Here is a 15,707-nt window from a genome sequence, read left to right as displayed (position 1 = left end):
AGGTATTATATGAAAAAATTAACAACTAAACAAAGACGTTTTGCAGATGAGTATATAGAAACGGGTAATCCTTATTATTCAGCAGTAAAAGTGGGATATAGCGAAGTATACGCAAGAGATAATGCTTTAAAATTATTGGAAAATATTAGTGTGAAATCCTATATACATGAGCGTTTAGAAGAAATAAAGAATGATAATATGACCGAGAAATACGGAGTTATGCGTTATTTAACAAGATTAATAAAGTAGGCAATAATTGTTAGGAGGGATAAAATGAAGTCATTAACGCTAAAACAAAAACAATTCGCAGATGAGTACATTCGAACTGGAAACGCTTATCAATCGGCAGTAAATGCGGGTTATAGCGAAAAGTATGCAAAGGCTAGAAGCCATAAGATGTTGGAAAATGTCGGAATAAATCAATATATAGATGACAATTTAGAAATTATTCAAAAAGAAAGTATAGCAGAAGCTGATGAGATCATGCGTTATTTAACACGAGTGCTTAGAGCGGAAGAAAAAGAAGAAATATTGGTATATGTGGGCGACGGTATGCAAGAAATCCAAACAATACAACCTAGTGCCAAAGACAGAATAAAAGCAGCAGAGTTATTAGGCAAACGTTATCGCATGTGGACGGATAAGCAAGAGGTAGAAATTACTACACCAATATTTATTGATGATGTGCCAGAAGAGGATTAAGGAGAAATTGATAAGCAAACAAAGATTAGGTTTATAAAAAGTTTAATTTAAAAGTAATATCTGGTATATTTAATATAATAATTCGCGGTGAAATCCCGCTTTCTACTTTAACAAGTAGCTCGTTCCCGGTGAAATCCCGGTTACCAGATGTTAATTCATCTGGTCTTTTTTTATGTAATCAAAGCTATTCCTCATAAAAAAGAGTTTAATTTGTTAGTATCTAAAGTAAAGGTTTGTTTTTTCTGATTTTTAAAATTAGCTTTTATTTGCTTTTTAAGAGCCATTAAATAAAAATATATATGAAACTCTCTAAATGCTCTAAAAAGTATCTTAAAATTGCAAATAAGGGTATTTAAAATTTAATAACTCTTGTAATAAAATATTTTAAAAAAGGAGTTTTTTTATGAATCTTAGTTTGTTTTTGATAATTTCTATTTGTTGTGTTCTGTTACCAATTATAATTTCTGTAAATGAAAAAAATAAGAAGAATAAAAAGAGGTAGAACACGTAGTTGTGCCGAGAAAATTTATTGATGTTGAGAAGAACCTTTAACTAAACTTGTTGACGAATGTTGACATAGCGTGAGCTATTAAGCCGACCATTCGACAAGTTTTGGGTTTGTTAAGGGTTCCGAGGCTCAACGTCAATAAAGCAATTGGAATAAAGCATTAATTTCGTTATGCTTTTAAAATTAGCTAATAATCCATGATATAACCAATACAATTATTGATATAACGAGAGTTACCCACATCAATGGCGCTACTTTGTCTACCATTTTTTTGTATTCTTTATCTGCCGCATTTCTTTTTTTCAACTCCCAGCACTTTATGCTTAAGTATAGGGCTTCTAGTAAATTAACGATTAATACTAATAATAAAATTGTAATTATCATAAGATATTTTTCTCCTTGTTTTTTGTGGTTTTTGAAACGAGTTGAAAACGAGTTTCTTCTTGTCTTGATACTATATAGAAATAATACAGAGTTGAAAAAGAAATGTAAATATGACGTATAATTTTTTATAAATATAAAAGTAAGCGTTTTCTATTTACATTTAGAGCCTTTTATAAGATAATAACCGTAGCTACTAAAATTTACTACTCAAAATCGAGTATCCTTTAAAATGACTGTATCCGTTGGGTGCAGTCTTTTTGTTTATAACTTGTCAAAACTTTACATTTCATAAAGTTACAAAAAGACTTAAAAGTCCACCTGTAAGCAGTGCTTTAAAATAGGGAAGTGGTTTGATTAGACAAAAGGGATGTCCCAAATTAGGGCTACCCTTTAATATCATCAAATTTGGGGATATTAACTTTTACTCGGCTCAAATGTGAGCTTAGTAATATAAGTACATTTACTGAAACCAAATTTGGGCTAAGTGAATATATTGAAAGTTGTATTCCGCTTCTAAAAGCTGATACGACAAGTTAGCGTATCAGTGATTTAAATATAAGCTTATTAATCAATTCAATAGCTGACGCACTAAATTAGTGCATTAGAAAACGAAAATATTCGTTCTCTAAATTAAGACGAATACAGCCGAAATGTCGGCTCAATAGAATATAATTAGAAAACCGAAATGTTGGTTATCTAATCTGAAGTACTAGTTTAGTATCTCAGAAAAGCCGTTTGTGGCTTCTCTGCGTAGTCAAAATGGCTACGGAGCTATATATAGATTATCTACGTACCTAAATTGAGTACGCAGCAACATAATGATCTAGTAGTAAATTTCATTCCCTAAATATTGGGAACGAGAATTGTAAATATTTTATAGATACTGTAAAAGTTGTAGACAATGAATAAATTTAATGCGTATAATGACATTAGAAGTTGTTCCCTTATGAAGCACTTCTATATTATATTTTTCTATATGTGAGTCATTTTTTCTTGGCTATGTCCATTGGGCATAGCTTTTTATTTTATTGTAGACAAATATATAAATAATGAGATAATAGCAAAAGAGGTTTAATACCTCTAACTTCTTTACGTACATATAGAGTTTTTACTCTATCTCAACTACAATGGGGCTAACCTTAATTGGTTAGCTTCTTTTTTGCGTAAAAAAGCACTCTCAGCTTAGCTCATGACAGAGTAAGTGAGAGTGTATATGAGAAGTAAGGAGTGAAACGTTTTTATTACTTTATTACATACAAACTAATGATTTTTATTATAATAGTGTGGCTAAATAAAAATTAGTGTGTAATAATAATAATTGAGATTGTCTAACTGGCGATTCTTTCCTTTCCATTAAGTATTTCTTCTCCAATGAAAATACTGTATGTTTAGGCAATCTCGACACTTTAAAAGCTTTCATAAATAGCATAACTCTTTAGGGGCGTAACGCCCCTTTTTGTATGCGAAAAAGTCTCACTAGTACATGACTAGTAAGACTAAGTTCAATGAAAGTAATGTTATCTATAACTTATATTAACATACAGCCGCTTCAATTAATACAATTACGTTTGTATTATACTAACGTAACCATTCGTGACGGTAGCTGACTGAACAATTCGTTCAGTCATGTATAAAAGGGGGGGAGGGAAACACGACGCCCTTTATTAGTTGATCTAAATAAGGACTGAACGAAACGTTATCCCTTTATTCATGGGGTCGTGAAACGCTACCCCATAGATGAGTGAACAAAACGTTCCCCCATGTGTCGCAACTTGCGACGTTAGGTAAGTTAATATAGCAACCGCTTCGATAGATAAAAAGATGTAGCTCTAAACTGGGACTACATCTTTTAACGAACAAGTCATATTATTTACGTTAAAAGTAAAAAAAAGATTTAACATAGTAGGAAGAACTCATAAATAAGGTTATAAAAATCATCAAATTTATATAAAATAGTATTAGATAAATGAAAAGGAGTTAGTAAAAAATGAATAATAAAAATATTAAAATAAAAACATTTGCTACTTTTAATACTAAAACTTTAGATGAAAAAGTTAATGAGTTCACGAATAGAGAAGATATAGAAGTAATTGAAATAAAAACCTCTTCCAATTGGTTATACATATCAGCAACAGTTATATACAAATAAAAAGGCTAAGGGAAATTATCAAAATGAGTAAAAAAGTAATTGAAGGCATTAAAGAAGGATTAACTATATTTATAATTGCTATTGCAATCGCTATTGTTTTAAACATTTTAGATCTGAATATTGGTTACAATAAATTTTGGAAATATTTAGGTAATCTAGGAATAATTAATATCTTTGATAACAAGGCATTAAATGGATTGATTATTTTAGGTTTTATAATAGGATTTATTGTCTTTTTAATAAATTTATTCTCTTCCAATAAAGAAGATGAGGATTAATTTTGTTGCTAATAAAGAAAGACTGTGTATTGACCAGCTTGTCGATTTAGCAATGTGGTTTAAAAAATTAATATTAAAAAACTTTCGATTTAAAACCAATAATAATATAATTAATAAAAAGCTATATAAAATTAGAGGTAAAAACTGTGAGTAATGAAAATTCTAAAGTGGAAAATAAAGAGAAAATAGATGAAATAAAAAAGCTACTTGACGATACATCGAATTGGTTAAAGTTTTTAGAAGCAAAGATTGTATTTCTTATAGGTTTAATGATAACTGTTGGATTTAAAATTTTTAAACTTAAAAATTTAAACTTTCATAATTCAGATACGTTTTTGTTAATAATATATTGTATTGTAGTTATAGTGTTAATAGCAAACGTTTCTAGTATTCTTAATACGTTTCGTAAAAACACTGGAAATTTTTTATACTATAAGGATATTAATAACTTTTCTATAGAAGATTTTAATAAAAAGTTATTAAATGTTGAAAATTGGGAAGAATATTACATAAGACAAATTCATGCTTTATCTCAAATCACTACAAGAAAACATAAAATATTAGCACGTAGCACGATAATATTTATACTGCTAATGATATTAAAAGGAATTCTAGAAATTATATGAGGTGTTTACTAATGACTATGCAAAGATTAATAAAAGAAACGGTAGATAAAATTTATGATACTTTCGAATTACCTAAAGATACTCCAATTGATCTAGATGAACTTTTAAATATCTTAGACATTCAATTACAAGAAAATCCAGAATTAATATATGAAGGAAAAATTGAAAAAGATTATAATAATAATACTATTATAACTATAAAATATCATCATAATGAAGGTAGGCGGAGATTTACTATCGCTCATGAGTTAGGCCATTATTTTTTACATTTTAGTGATGAAGATAAAGAGTTTAAAGATTCTGTGTTTTATAGAAGCTTAGAATACAATAATGAAGAAATTGAAGCTAATGAATTTGCTGCTAATTTATTAATGCCTGAATATGAATATGTGAGTTTTGTACAAAATAAAGCGTATGACAAAGATAAACGCTCTTATGATGCTGAATTAATTGCCGAACACTTTAAAGTTTCAAAACAGGCAGCGATTTATAGAGGTCGAAAATTAAATGTTTTTAAATAAACCAGAAAAAGCAGAGGAAATAAGAAAATTAACCAATCAAAAAGTACTAGAAAACAGAATATCAGAAGAAAGTTTAGAAGGAAATTACATTTTTGTTTCATTTGATTTAGTGGATTCTACCAGATATAAAAGTATTGAAACTGATTGGTCTATTCTTATTCAGAAATTTTACGAAGGAACTTATCATTATGTTAAATCAGAAGTTAACGAAAATTTCAAAATTTGGAAATATATTGGAGATGAAATATTATTATTTTTAAAAATAAATAATATAGATGAATTAATTGAAATACCTCCTAATTTATATAAAGTAATGAATATAGTACAATCAGTTCTAGAAGATAGTTTTCCAAATTCAAAAGGTTTAATTTATTTAAAAGGTACTGTATTTATAGCTAAGGTAGATGAAATTAAAGAATGTAATAATAAAAATAGAAATTATATTATAAAAACTCAAGCAAAGGATTTTTCTTCAAATAGTAAATTAGTGATTAGAGACTTTTTGGGCCCTGACATTGATTTGGGTTTTAGATTAACTAAACATAGTTATAAGAATCAGTTAGTTGTTAGCTTGGAAATGGTATATCTTATTGAACAATATATTTCTAAATCTAATTCATATAAAAGTGATCTTAATGATAATTTTAGAGTAATGAAATTAATTACTTTGAAAGGAATATGGCACAACAGAAAATATCCGATTATCTGGTTTAAACCAAAAAAAGAAAATTGGGAGCTTAAAAATTTAATAGAATATGATGATGATTTATTTCAAAATAAAGAATTTAATTATTATTTGAATAATTACATTGAAGAAAATAACTATTTAAAGCTATCAGAATTTATAAAAAAAGTTTTAGTCCAAAGTGGTAAAATAAATGTAATAGATGAAATAGAAGAAATATTTAACATTCATTCAGAAGATAATGAAAAGACTCCTGATGCATATCAATTAAATACTTTAGTTCCAACCGACCGTATGACTGAAGTTCATTATGTTTTAATTGGCATTAATATTTCAGATAATACAGTAGCTATATTTACAAAGAATAAGAATAATGAAGAAATATATGACTTTGGTTGTGCGCATAGTAACGAATATGAACCAGTAATAGATATTATTAATAATTACTATAAAAGTTTATATAAAGAAATGAACATACTTAAAAGAAATGAGAACGATAATATGCCTCTGCCTGTATCTATGTATCAATATGATAAACATGAGAAAAAGGTATCTGGTTTTATGTTTGTAGCTTTAATTTCAGATATAACTGGAGAAACACCAAAAGGTTATACTAATGTGAGAATGGAAAAAATAGAAAATTGTAGAGGAAAAGAATTTTATGATGATAGTGAGTTGAATCTTAAATTAGCACTAGAATCATTATCAAATAGTTATTTAAATAAAAAATAATGCATGCGAGCAAGTTAAATATATTTTTAACGTCACTCATTGAGTGGCGTTTTTTATTTTGAATACGTTTTGAATACGTTATTTAAAAATATATATTAAATATAAGTAAAGATAACACTAAGTAAACCTAATATAACAACGTTTATAAATAGTCATAAATACATATAAAATATATTTATTGTTGGAGAGTTATTGTGCCGGAATATAAATAACTTATAACAACAAGCTGGAAACGTTATAACCACGCGGTTTCTATCTTGTTGTTTTTTATTTTAGAACAACTTTTGGGGGTATATCAAAAAGTGAGTTGGCTTCCTTTTTGTATAAAGAAACCACTCTTAACATAGCTTATGTCGAACTAAGTAAGAGTGGTGATGTAAAATAAATAAGGAGCAAAATATTATAACGAAATATTCTGCGAATTAAATTATACCCTTTACAAATAAAGATAAACAATTTTTTATCATTTTAATAATTAATTAGATTTAAATGTAAAAAATATTATTTTTTTATTTCAATAGTATAGATAATTAAATTTTATTATGTAATAATAAGTAATGAGATTACCTAAATGACGACCCTTGACTTAGTGTTTTTCTTCTATTACAAATACCATATACCTAATACCATTATTACTTAGGTAATCTCAGCATATGAAATTCATTTAAATGATATAGATCTTTAGGGGCATAAAGCCCCTTTTTGTATGTGAAAAAAGCCTCGCTAGTACACGACTAGTAAGACTAAGTTTCAATGAAAGTAATACTAATTATGATTTTGATCTGTTTGATTATCTGGCTCCAATTTTTATCAGTGATTTGGATAATCTTAGAGTAATTAATACGATATATATTTAATTCAAGTTTCATCAAGATACCAAGTGATACAAATAGTGCAGAAAACCCTCTGCTAATTGTTTTATAAGCGAGTCCTTCATTTTGTGCTAAGAAGAAACTAAATATAAATAATCCAATTCCAATTCCGAATAAAATAAAAATAACGATTAACATGAATATATCCTTTCATTTTTAGTAATGATATGATGAATATCATTGTTAAAATTACTCAATAGTATATCATAAAGATATGTTATAGAATTTGATGAATCAGTTCATTCATTTTTTTAGTGAAGGTTATAATCACTGTATTATCTATTAATTAAACCACTTATAGATATAAAAGCAATAAGGCAAATTTTCTATTATTTTTCAATACATCTTTTTCATTTTTTTGGAATTTGATGAATAATTTGGACTTCTAGGCAACATTTAATATGAAATAATAGGGAAATCAAGACACTTTAGCATGAATCATATCAATTTAGGCAGAAATCCCCTATAAATTAAAATATGTACTAAACTATTAGTTGTAAACATATTTAAGGAGATGAAAACCATGTTAGATATCTTTAGTTTCATTAAAAAAGTATATGATTTAGTAAGTGGTATTCTTGTAAATGGTGAACCGAGAAATTAATTAATTGTTCCCCCTAATCGAATTGAATATATATTTTCATTAAATACTAGTAAAGCACGCTTTTTATTTAGATATAGTTACTAAATAAGAAGCGTGTTTCTTAATATATAATTTAAATTGTAGCGAATTAACATTTAGGTATTAAAAGTAAACAATTAAGGAATTGTGCACAATTTTTTAATCGTTTATGATAAAGTTAAGACACATTAAATAAGAGGTGATGACAATGACTGAAGTTAAATATTCAAACAAGGAAATTGAAATAATTTCTGATTTTCATAAGAAAAAACATCGTGATACATGTTGTATAGCACCTAAAATTAAATATCATAAAGATAAATTTGTATTTTCTCCAGTTTCTGACGATACTGAAACATCAAATATTAAAACATTTATTACAGAATGCAAAAACTGTGGAAAAGTAGAATTTTTTAATATAGCACCTGTAAGATTATAAATATATAATGAAATAGAATGTTGATACTTATCAACTTGTTGTAGACAATAAAAATGAAGTGATGTATGATATTTTTAGAGACTATTCCCTTACACATAGTCTTATTCCCGTTGAGGCATAGTAATGCCAACGTTATTCAAAACTAGTTTTATATATTCTTAGTTGAGTCATACCTAGAGAGGTATGGCTTTTTTTATAAACCTATGCTAAGCAGTTCTTTTACTATACTTAAAAGAACAATGTATATTACAATGAAATACAAAATAAGGAGTGTATATATAAATGGAATGGATATTATTTGATAAAGATGGTACATTAATTGAATTTGATCATAGTTGGGAAAAAATTGGCGTACGCCTGGTAAATAGTTTCCTAGAGACATTTCCTGTAGCAAATAAAGAAGCAACGCTTCGCAAACTAGGCGTTGTTAAAGATACGATTAGTCCGGATTCTGTTATGGGTTCAGGATCGTTAGATGAAATTGTTCATGCATTTAATGATGAATCTGGAAAAGATGTTTCTAAATGGACGCGTGATACAAGTCAAGCATTAGTAGATAGTCGTGAACCAGAAAATAACTGGATAGATGGCGTTTATGATATGATTCAATCATTACGACAAGAAGGCTATAAAATTGGTATTGTGACTAGTGACTCTGAAAAAGGAGTGACACAATTTTTAGAAGAAACACATTCTAAAGATGCGTTTGATTTAGTCATTTCTACTGAAGCGCATGCGGCTGAAAAACCCAATCCTGAAGTTCTTAAGCCACTTTTTGATCATTATGATGTTAAACCGGAAGATGTAGCCATCGTAGGTGACACAAATAATGATATGAAGACTAAAGTGAATGCAAAATTAGGTCTAGCCATTGGTGTATTAAGTGGTATCGCAAAAAAAGAGGAACTTGTGGATGCTGATTACGTAATTGAAACAGCTGTGAGTGTACCAGAAGTATTAAAAAAATATACACAAAATAATTAAACAAAAAGAGATTAAAGTATCAATGGTTATTTCTATATTTATAACATGTTGGCAGCCAAGGACTAAATTAAACATGTATTTATACCCATGTTTAATTCAATCCTTCTTGCCTAGATGAGACAGTAAAGTCTGTCTCTTTTTTTATCGATGATCTACATTTCGATATGTTTGAATAATATGTGCAATTTTGTCGATAATTGGATCTAAAGAGTCAGGGTTTTCATGAATATCATATTCATTAATATTCACTCTTACGACTGGACAAGCATTAAAATTGTTAATCCAATTTTCATAGCGTTTAAATAACTTTTTCCAATATACCGGATCAGTATTCATTTCCATATCGCGGCCACGTTGATGAATACGGTCGATTACTTCATCATAATCACAATCTAAATAAATTAAAACGTCTGGTTTAGGGAAATAGGGCGTCATAACCATTGCTTCAAATAATTCCGAGTAAGTTTTAAAATCTTCTTTACTCATTGTTCCTTGTTCTTCATGCATTTTTGCGAAAATATCAACATCTTCATAAATAGAACGATCTTGTATAAAGCCTCCTCCGTATTCAAACATGCGTTTTTGTTCTTTAAAACGTTCAGCTAAAAAATAAATTTGCAGATGGAAACTCCAACGTTCAAAATCATTATAGAATTTATCTAAGTAGGGGTTATGGTCTACATTTTCAAATGAAGTTCTGAAATTGAGTTTATCAGCAAGCGCTTGGGTTAATGTAGATTTTCCTACGCCTACCGTTCCAGCAATTGTAATAATTGCATTTTGAGGGATACCGTAATTATTCATATGTTATATCTCCTATCATGGGTTTAATTTGGTTTAAAATCAATTGATAATCTGATTCATTTTGCACAAAATCTAAATCAGAAGTGTCGATTAAAATCACATTAGCACCTTCATTTTTTAATGTTTCATAAAATGATAAATAATCCTTTTTTAAATTAAGTAAGTAGCTATCTTCAATTTGATGTTCAAAACTACGATTACGTTTAGCAATGCGACGTTTCAGTACATCTAAATCAGCATCTAAAAAGATAATCATATTAGGTAATTCAAGATCTTCAGTTAAAATATTGAAAATACGATTGAATTTATCAAATTCTGATTCGTTAAGTGTATTGCGCGCAAATATTTTATTTTTATAAATATGGTAATCACTTACCACACCTTGATTAATTTTTGCAATATCTTGTGCTTGTTTATAACGATTACAAAGGAAGAACATTTCAGTTTGAAAACTCCATTTTGAAATATCATCATAAAAATCAGAGAGAAAGGGGTTTTCATTAATGATTTCATTTTCTTCATAATAATTAAAGGTTTGGCTAATTTTATGAGTAAGAGACGATTTGCCAACGCCAATCGGACCTTCTATTGCAATAAATGGTTTATTCATAATTACATCTCCAAATGTTAAAATAGACATTGAGTATTTTATCATAAGTAAGGGATGACACATATGACAAATGATGAATTTTACATGAAATGTGCAATTGAAGAAGCGAAAAAAGCTCGACAACTTGGTGAAGTTCCTATCGGAGCAGTGATCGTTAAAGATAACGACATTATTTCACGTGCTCATAATTTAAGAGAAACCCTGCAACAGCCTACTGCTCATGCTGAACACTTAGCAATAGAACGGGCAGCTAAAGTCATAGGAAGTTGGCGTTTAGAAGATTGTACATTATATGTCACATTAGAACCCTGTGTCATGTGTGCTGGAACGGTTGTAATGAGTCGTATACCACGAGTTGTATATGGCGCGATGGATCCTAAAGGAGGATGCAGTGGTAGTTTAATGGATTTACTACAACAACCACAATTTAATCATCGTGCAATTGTTGAACAGGGTGTGTTAGAAGAAGAGTGTAGCAATTTATTGAGACAATTTTTCCGTGATTTAAGAGCTAAAAAAGTTAAAAGAAACACATCATCGTACAAAAGATGATAAATTTGTTAAAATAGGAACGGTAAAACAAATTTAAATTTTGTAATTGTGTTCACTGAATATGTATGTTCTAAAATATAATAGCTGTAAGTTTAGCTAATGAAATGAGGTAACGGCATGATTAAACTGATTGCAACAGATATGGATGGGACACTGTTAAATGCAGCACATGAAATTTCAGAAGAAAATATTAATGCGATTAAATATGCTCAATCAAAAGGGATTACAGTAGTCATTGCAACGGGTCGTGCGTTTTATGAAGCAAGCACGCCCATGGCTGAAACAGATTTAAAAGTGCCTTATATTTGTTTAAATGGTGCAGAAGTACGTGATGAATCATTCAATATTATGAATACCTCTCATTTAAATCATGAATTAGTAGAACGAATTAAAGCGATTCTTGATCGAGAAGACGTGTACTACCAAGTGTATACGAATAGAGGGATTTATACAGAAGATCCAACACGTGATTTAGATATCTATTTAGATATTGCAAGAAATGCAGGCCAACAAGGTGATGTTGAAAAGATTAAAGCAGGGATTCAAAAACGTATAGATAACGGTACACTCAAAATTGTCGATAATTACAAGGATATTGAAGATATTCCAGGCGAACTGATAATGAAAGTACTGGCGTTTAATCCAGATCTTGAAAAAATTGAACGTATTGGAAAAGAATTATCGGCCATATCAAGTCTTGCTATTTCATCATCATCACGTGGTAATTTAGAAATTACGCATTCAGATGCTCAAAAAGGAATTGCATTAGAAACGATTGCTAATCAACTTCGTATTGACTTACAAGATGTCATGGCGTTAGGAGATAATTTAAACGATGTATCCATGCTTGAACGCGTAGGCTATCCTGTTGCGATGGACAATGCGATGCCCGAAGTGAAAGCTATAGCTAAATTGGTTACAGATACCAATGAACATAGTGGTGTAGGTAAAGCAATTATGAAAGTTTTAACTGAAGAGAAATAAATAATATTGAAAAGGTGTTAGAACGAAATGAAAGGACTTATTGTAGTAGGAAGTGCACAAGTAGGTTCACATACCAATGCACTAGCTAAATATTTAACAGGACAATTCGATAATCATGATGTCGACGTAGATATTTTTGATTTAGCTGAAAGACCATTAAATCAACTTGATTTTTCAGGAACAACACATTCAACAGAGGAAATTAAAGCGAATACAAAAGCGTTCCAGGACAAAGCAATGGAAGCGGATTTCTTAATTTTTGGTACGCCAAATTATCATGGTTCATACTCAGGAATTTTAAAAAATGCGTTAGATCACATTAATATGGATTATGTCAAAATGAAACCAGTGGGCTTAATTGGTAATAGTGGCGGTATCGTAAGTTCAGAACCACTCTCACATTTACGTGTCATTGTTCGTAGTTTATTAGGTATTGCTGTACCTACACAAATTGCAACACACGATTCGGACTATGCAAAATTAGAAGACGGTACACTGTATTTAAATGACGAAGAATTCCAATTACGTGCAAAATTATTTGTTGATCAAATCGTATCATTTGTAAATAACAGTCCGTACGAACATTTAAAATAAATTATAATAATGTTAAAAAACACATTTATAAAAGAAGAAACTAGTTTAAAGAGCGATAGATATCGCTCTTTTTTTGTTTTTTTTATTAAATTAAATAAAAAAAGTATTAATATTTTTTTAATAATTATTAGTATCAATGAAGACATGTATTTTCTAAAATTTCTGATATTTTTCGAAAATATATGTATTGTCAATATAATATTAAAATGTTATATTTTTATCGGAGTATTGTACTCAATTAATTTGAAAAATAGGGGTGTGAGTTATTTGAAAAAGAAACCAAATAGAAGATTAGATTTCTTACCTAATGTTCAAAACAAATACTCAATTAGAAAATTTACAGTAGGAGCGGCATCTATTTTAGTAGGTGCAACATTAATCTTTGGGGCAGGGCAGGAAGAAGCAAAAGCTGCCGAATCAGATCAAACAGTAACAAATCAAGATAATACATCTTCACCTACTGATACAACGGAACAACCATCAACAGAAGAAAAAGCGACAAGTGAGAACATAACAACAGACCAACCATCACCAGAAGAAAAAGCAACAAGTGAAAACATAACAACAGATGAATCATCAGCAGAAGAAAAAGCGACTGAAAGTACTCAAACAGATGAATTATCAGCAGAAGAAAAAGCGGCTGAAAGTACTCAAACAGATGAATCATCAGCAGAAGAAAAAGTGGCTGAAAGTACTCAAACAGATGCATCAGCAGAAGAAAAAGCGGCTGAAAGTACTCAAACAGATGAATCATCAGCAGAAGAAAAAGCGGCTGAAAGTACTCAAACAGATGAATCATCACCAGAAGAAAAAGAAGCAAATGACAGTACAGAAACAAACCAATCATCATTAGACAAACATGAAACAACTAGTGATGTTGTTGAACAACCTGAAGCTAGTGCTTCAATTCAAACCATCTCTGAAGAGTTAAATGTATCAAGTGATGATACAGTTCAAGCTCTAGAAAATGTTGGAGTAGATACATCTAATGCAACAGAAGTAGAAGCTATTGCTGCACTTATTCAAAATGATTATGCAAATAATAGTAACGAAACACCAGTTGCTACACCATTAAACGTAAATTCAGCAACTGCACGTAATGAAGAAACAACAAATACACTAAGACCAAGAATGTTCGCTGCGATGGCGTTAGCTGCCGATACGCCAACAAACGATAATGTTGCTAGTAATGATAACAATAGAATCATTGAAGCTGATGCAATTGCAAACGGTTATATTAATTCAACTACAGACGCAACGAATGCTGCGAACACATTATCAGGACGTGCATGGATTGTTGATAAGGGTACACCTGCAACTATATCTAATGGATTGACACCGGTTCCTGAAGGTACACCTGTTTATATGCAATGGATTGATACAGACGGTGTAACGTCTCCAATTTATAAAGCAGCAACTTCAAATTCAATTGGGAGCTCTGATGGTTCACAGGTAGGGCCCGGAGCGTATGCGTTTGATTTAAGAGAACCATATATAGATGCAAATGGTAAAGAACATACGTATCGTGCAGTTAGTGGACAATACTATCGTATCTGGATTGAAGATTTTAAAACTAAAAACGGAAATACAGCAACAATGTTACGTACAGCAGGCGGTTTTTTACCAGGTTCGTATGTAAATTCAGTTACTAGTAATAATATTGGCCAGTTCCCATTAATAGGTACAAATATGCAACGTACAGGTATCTTTATGGGTGTTGAACCTGATGGTGAATATATGACTCGACCACAATCTGAGTGGATTCATGATACTCAAGGCGTTGATAGTCCACTTTCTTCAAACTCTATACAGGGTCGTGTATGGTTAGAAACAGGAACTGGTGGAGATTTAGCTAACTCAGCAACTGGTCCAAGCTACAACCCAGCTGCAAGTGATAGAATAGCAGATGGTTATACTGTTGTATTTTCATCTTTAACTGATGAAGGTGTTCAAGCATATAAAAATCAAGTGGAAAGTTTACCAAAATCAGAACAAGTAGACGCAGCAAGAACTTTATTAACAGATCATCCTGAATACATTTCAGCAACAGTTTATGGTGAGACAAATGCGGATGGATATTATACTATTCACTTCCCAACAGATACAAAAATTAACAATGATTATATTTATGGTTATGTAATGAATCCCGATGGAGAAAAAGTACTAGGATATTCTTCATTTACCTCACCAATTTTTACTGGAGCAAATTCAGATTTATCATTTACGCCTCAAACAACACCAGTTGCTAAACCAGCCAAGGGTGGATGGTATAATGTAAACTTTGCATTAGTTCCGACAACAGATACTAAAATTGATATTGTGAATTACAATAACACTACACAACCAGCACAACCTGGTGACACGGTTAATATTGATTTAAGCGGTTCACAATTATCACCACTTCCAACTCATATAGAGTGGAGAGATAGCAATGGTAATATAGTTCAAACAACGGATGACATTACTTCATATACTGATGGTGAACAAAAAGGTACATTTGTAGTTCCTAATTCTGCAAAAGCCGGGGATGTTTATACAGTTTATCTTGTTTCAGGTGGTAAAGATGTAGGTTCTGATTCATTCGTAGTTGCTACTCAAGAGAAATCATACCAACCAACAACAGACGAGGTTACAAAAGATTACGGTGACCCAACAACTGAG

The 15,707-nt window shown here is 30.1% G+C and carries 15 protein-coding genes; 13 read left to right on the top strand and 2 right to left on the bottom strand.

The genetic code is table 11. From position 1 onward, the window contains the following. Window positions 1-9: 9 nt before the first annotated feature. The 9 genes from CD034_RS01235 (at window position 10) to CD034_RS01190 (ending at window position 9,502) form a co-directional block, all read left to right on the top strand. Complete coding sequence (locus CD034_RS01235; protein WP_037554527.1) at window positions 10-249, top strand: terminase small subunit; 240 nt, start codon at window positions 10-12, stop codon at window positions 247-249. Between the two features lie 24 nt (window positions 250-273). Further along, window positions 274-702 carry a terminase small subunit gene (locus CD034_RS01230; protein ID WP_103288063.1) on the top strand — a complete coding sequence of 143 codons (429 nt, stop codon included), beginning with the start codon at window positions 274-276 and terminating at the stop codon, window positions 700-702. Window positions 703-3,581: 2,879 nt separating this feature from the next. After that, window positions 3,582-3,743, top strand: a complete 162-nt coding sequence (locus CD034_RS11130) for a hypothetical protein (protein WP_170999991.1) — start codon at window positions 3,582-3,584, stop codon at window positions 3,741-3,743. 23 nt (window positions 3,744-3,766) lie between these two features. Beyond that, window positions 3,767-4,021, top strand: a complete 255-nt coding sequence (locus tag CD034_RS01220) for a hypothetical protein (protein ID WP_103288061.1) — start codon at window positions 3,767-3,769, stop codon at window positions 4,019-4,021. 146 nt (window positions 4,022-4,167) lie between these two features. After that, a complete protein-coding gene (locus CD034_RS01215; RefSeq protein WP_103288060.1) occupies window positions 4,168-4,647 on the top strand; it encodes a Pycsar system effector family protein in 480 nt (159 codons plus the stop codon). 11 nt (window positions 4,648-4,658) lie between these two features. Next, window positions 4,659-5,168, top strand: coding sequence for an ImmA/IrrE family metallo-endopeptidase (locus CD034_RS01210; protein WP_172457901.1), 510 nt, complete (start codon window positions 4,659-4,661; stop codon window positions 5,166-5,168). Continuing rightward, window positions 5,155-6,585: a hypothetical protein gene (locus CD034_RS01205; RefSeq protein ID WP_103288058.1), complete on the top strand. Its 1,431-nt coding sequence runs from the start codon at window positions 5,155-5,157 to the stop codon at window positions 6,583-6,585. Before CD034_RS01210 ends, CD034_RS01205 begins: the two co-directional genes overlap by 14 nt. Window positions 6,586-8,287: 1,702 nt before the next feature. Then, window positions 8,288-8,518 carry a hypothetical protein gene (locus CD034_RS01195; RefSeq protein WP_070811097.1) on the top strand — a complete coding sequence of 77 codons (231 nt, stop codon included), beginning with the start codon at window positions 8,288-8,290 and terminating at the stop codon, window positions 8,516-8,518. A gap of 282 nt (window positions 8,519-8,800) precedes the next feature. Continuing rightward, window positions 8,801-9,502: an HAD family hydrolase gene (locus CD034_RS01190; RefSeq protein WP_070548009.1), complete on the top strand. Its 702-nt coding sequence runs from the start codon at window positions 8,801-8,803 to the stop codon at window positions 9,500-9,502. Window positions 9,503-9,643: 141 nt separating this feature from the next. Here the strand turns inward: CD034_RS01190 and CD034_RS01185 are convergent, their stop codons facing one another. Continuing rightward, window positions 9,644-10,306, bottom strand: a complete 663-nt coding sequence (locus CD034_RS01185) for a deoxynucleoside kinase (protein ID WP_002449060.1) — start codon at window positions 10,304-10,306, stop codon at window positions 9,644-9,646. After that, window positions 10,299-10,916: a deoxynucleoside kinase gene (locus CD034_RS01180; protein ID WP_049431567.1), complete on the bottom strand. Its 618-nt coding sequence runs from the start codon at window positions 10,914-10,916 to the stop codon at window positions 10,299-10,301. The genes CD034_RS01185 and CD034_RS01180 overlap by 8 nt, the downstream gene beginning before the upstream one ends. 63 nt (window positions 10,917-10,979) lie before the next feature. Between CD034_RS01180 and tadA the strand changes: the two genes are divergently transcribed. The 4 genes from tadA to CD034_RS01160 form a co-directional block, all read left to right on the top strand. Further along, window positions 10,980-11,468, top strand: a complete 489-nt coding sequence (gene tadA / locus CD034_RS01175; RefSeq protein ID WP_049431569.1) for a tRNA adenosine(34) deaminase TadA — start codon at window positions 10,980-10,982, stop codon at window positions 11,466-11,468. Window positions 11,469-11,585: 117 nt separating this feature from the next. Then, complete coding sequence (locus CD034_RS01170) at window positions 11,586-12,452, top strand: HAD family hydrolase (RefSeq protein WP_049431570.1); 867 nt, start codon at window positions 11,586-11,588, stop codon at window positions 12,450-12,452. A gap of 27 nt (window positions 12,453-12,479) precedes the next feature. After that, on the top strand, window positions 12,480-13,046 hold the full coding sequence (locus CD034_RS01165; protein ID WP_002449053.1) for an NADPH-dependent FMN reductase: 567 nt from the start codon (window positions 12,480-12,482) through the stop codon (window positions 13,044-13,046). 267 nt (window positions 13,047-13,313) lie between these two features. Continuing rightward, window positions 13,314-15,707, top strand: a 2,394-nt coding sequence (locus CD034_RS01160; protein ID WP_180991105.1) for a YSIRK-type signal peptide-containing protein, incomplete at its 3' end; no start/stop codon positions are given.

This window comes from Staphylococcus hominis subsp. hominis (assembly GCF_002901845.1).
Classification (GTDB): Bacteria; Bacillota; Bacilli; order Staphylococcales; family Staphylococcaceae; genus Staphylococcus; species Staphylococcus hominis.
Note: the sequence above shows the minus strand (reverse complement) of the source record. Positions and strands in the feature narration are given on the sequence as shown.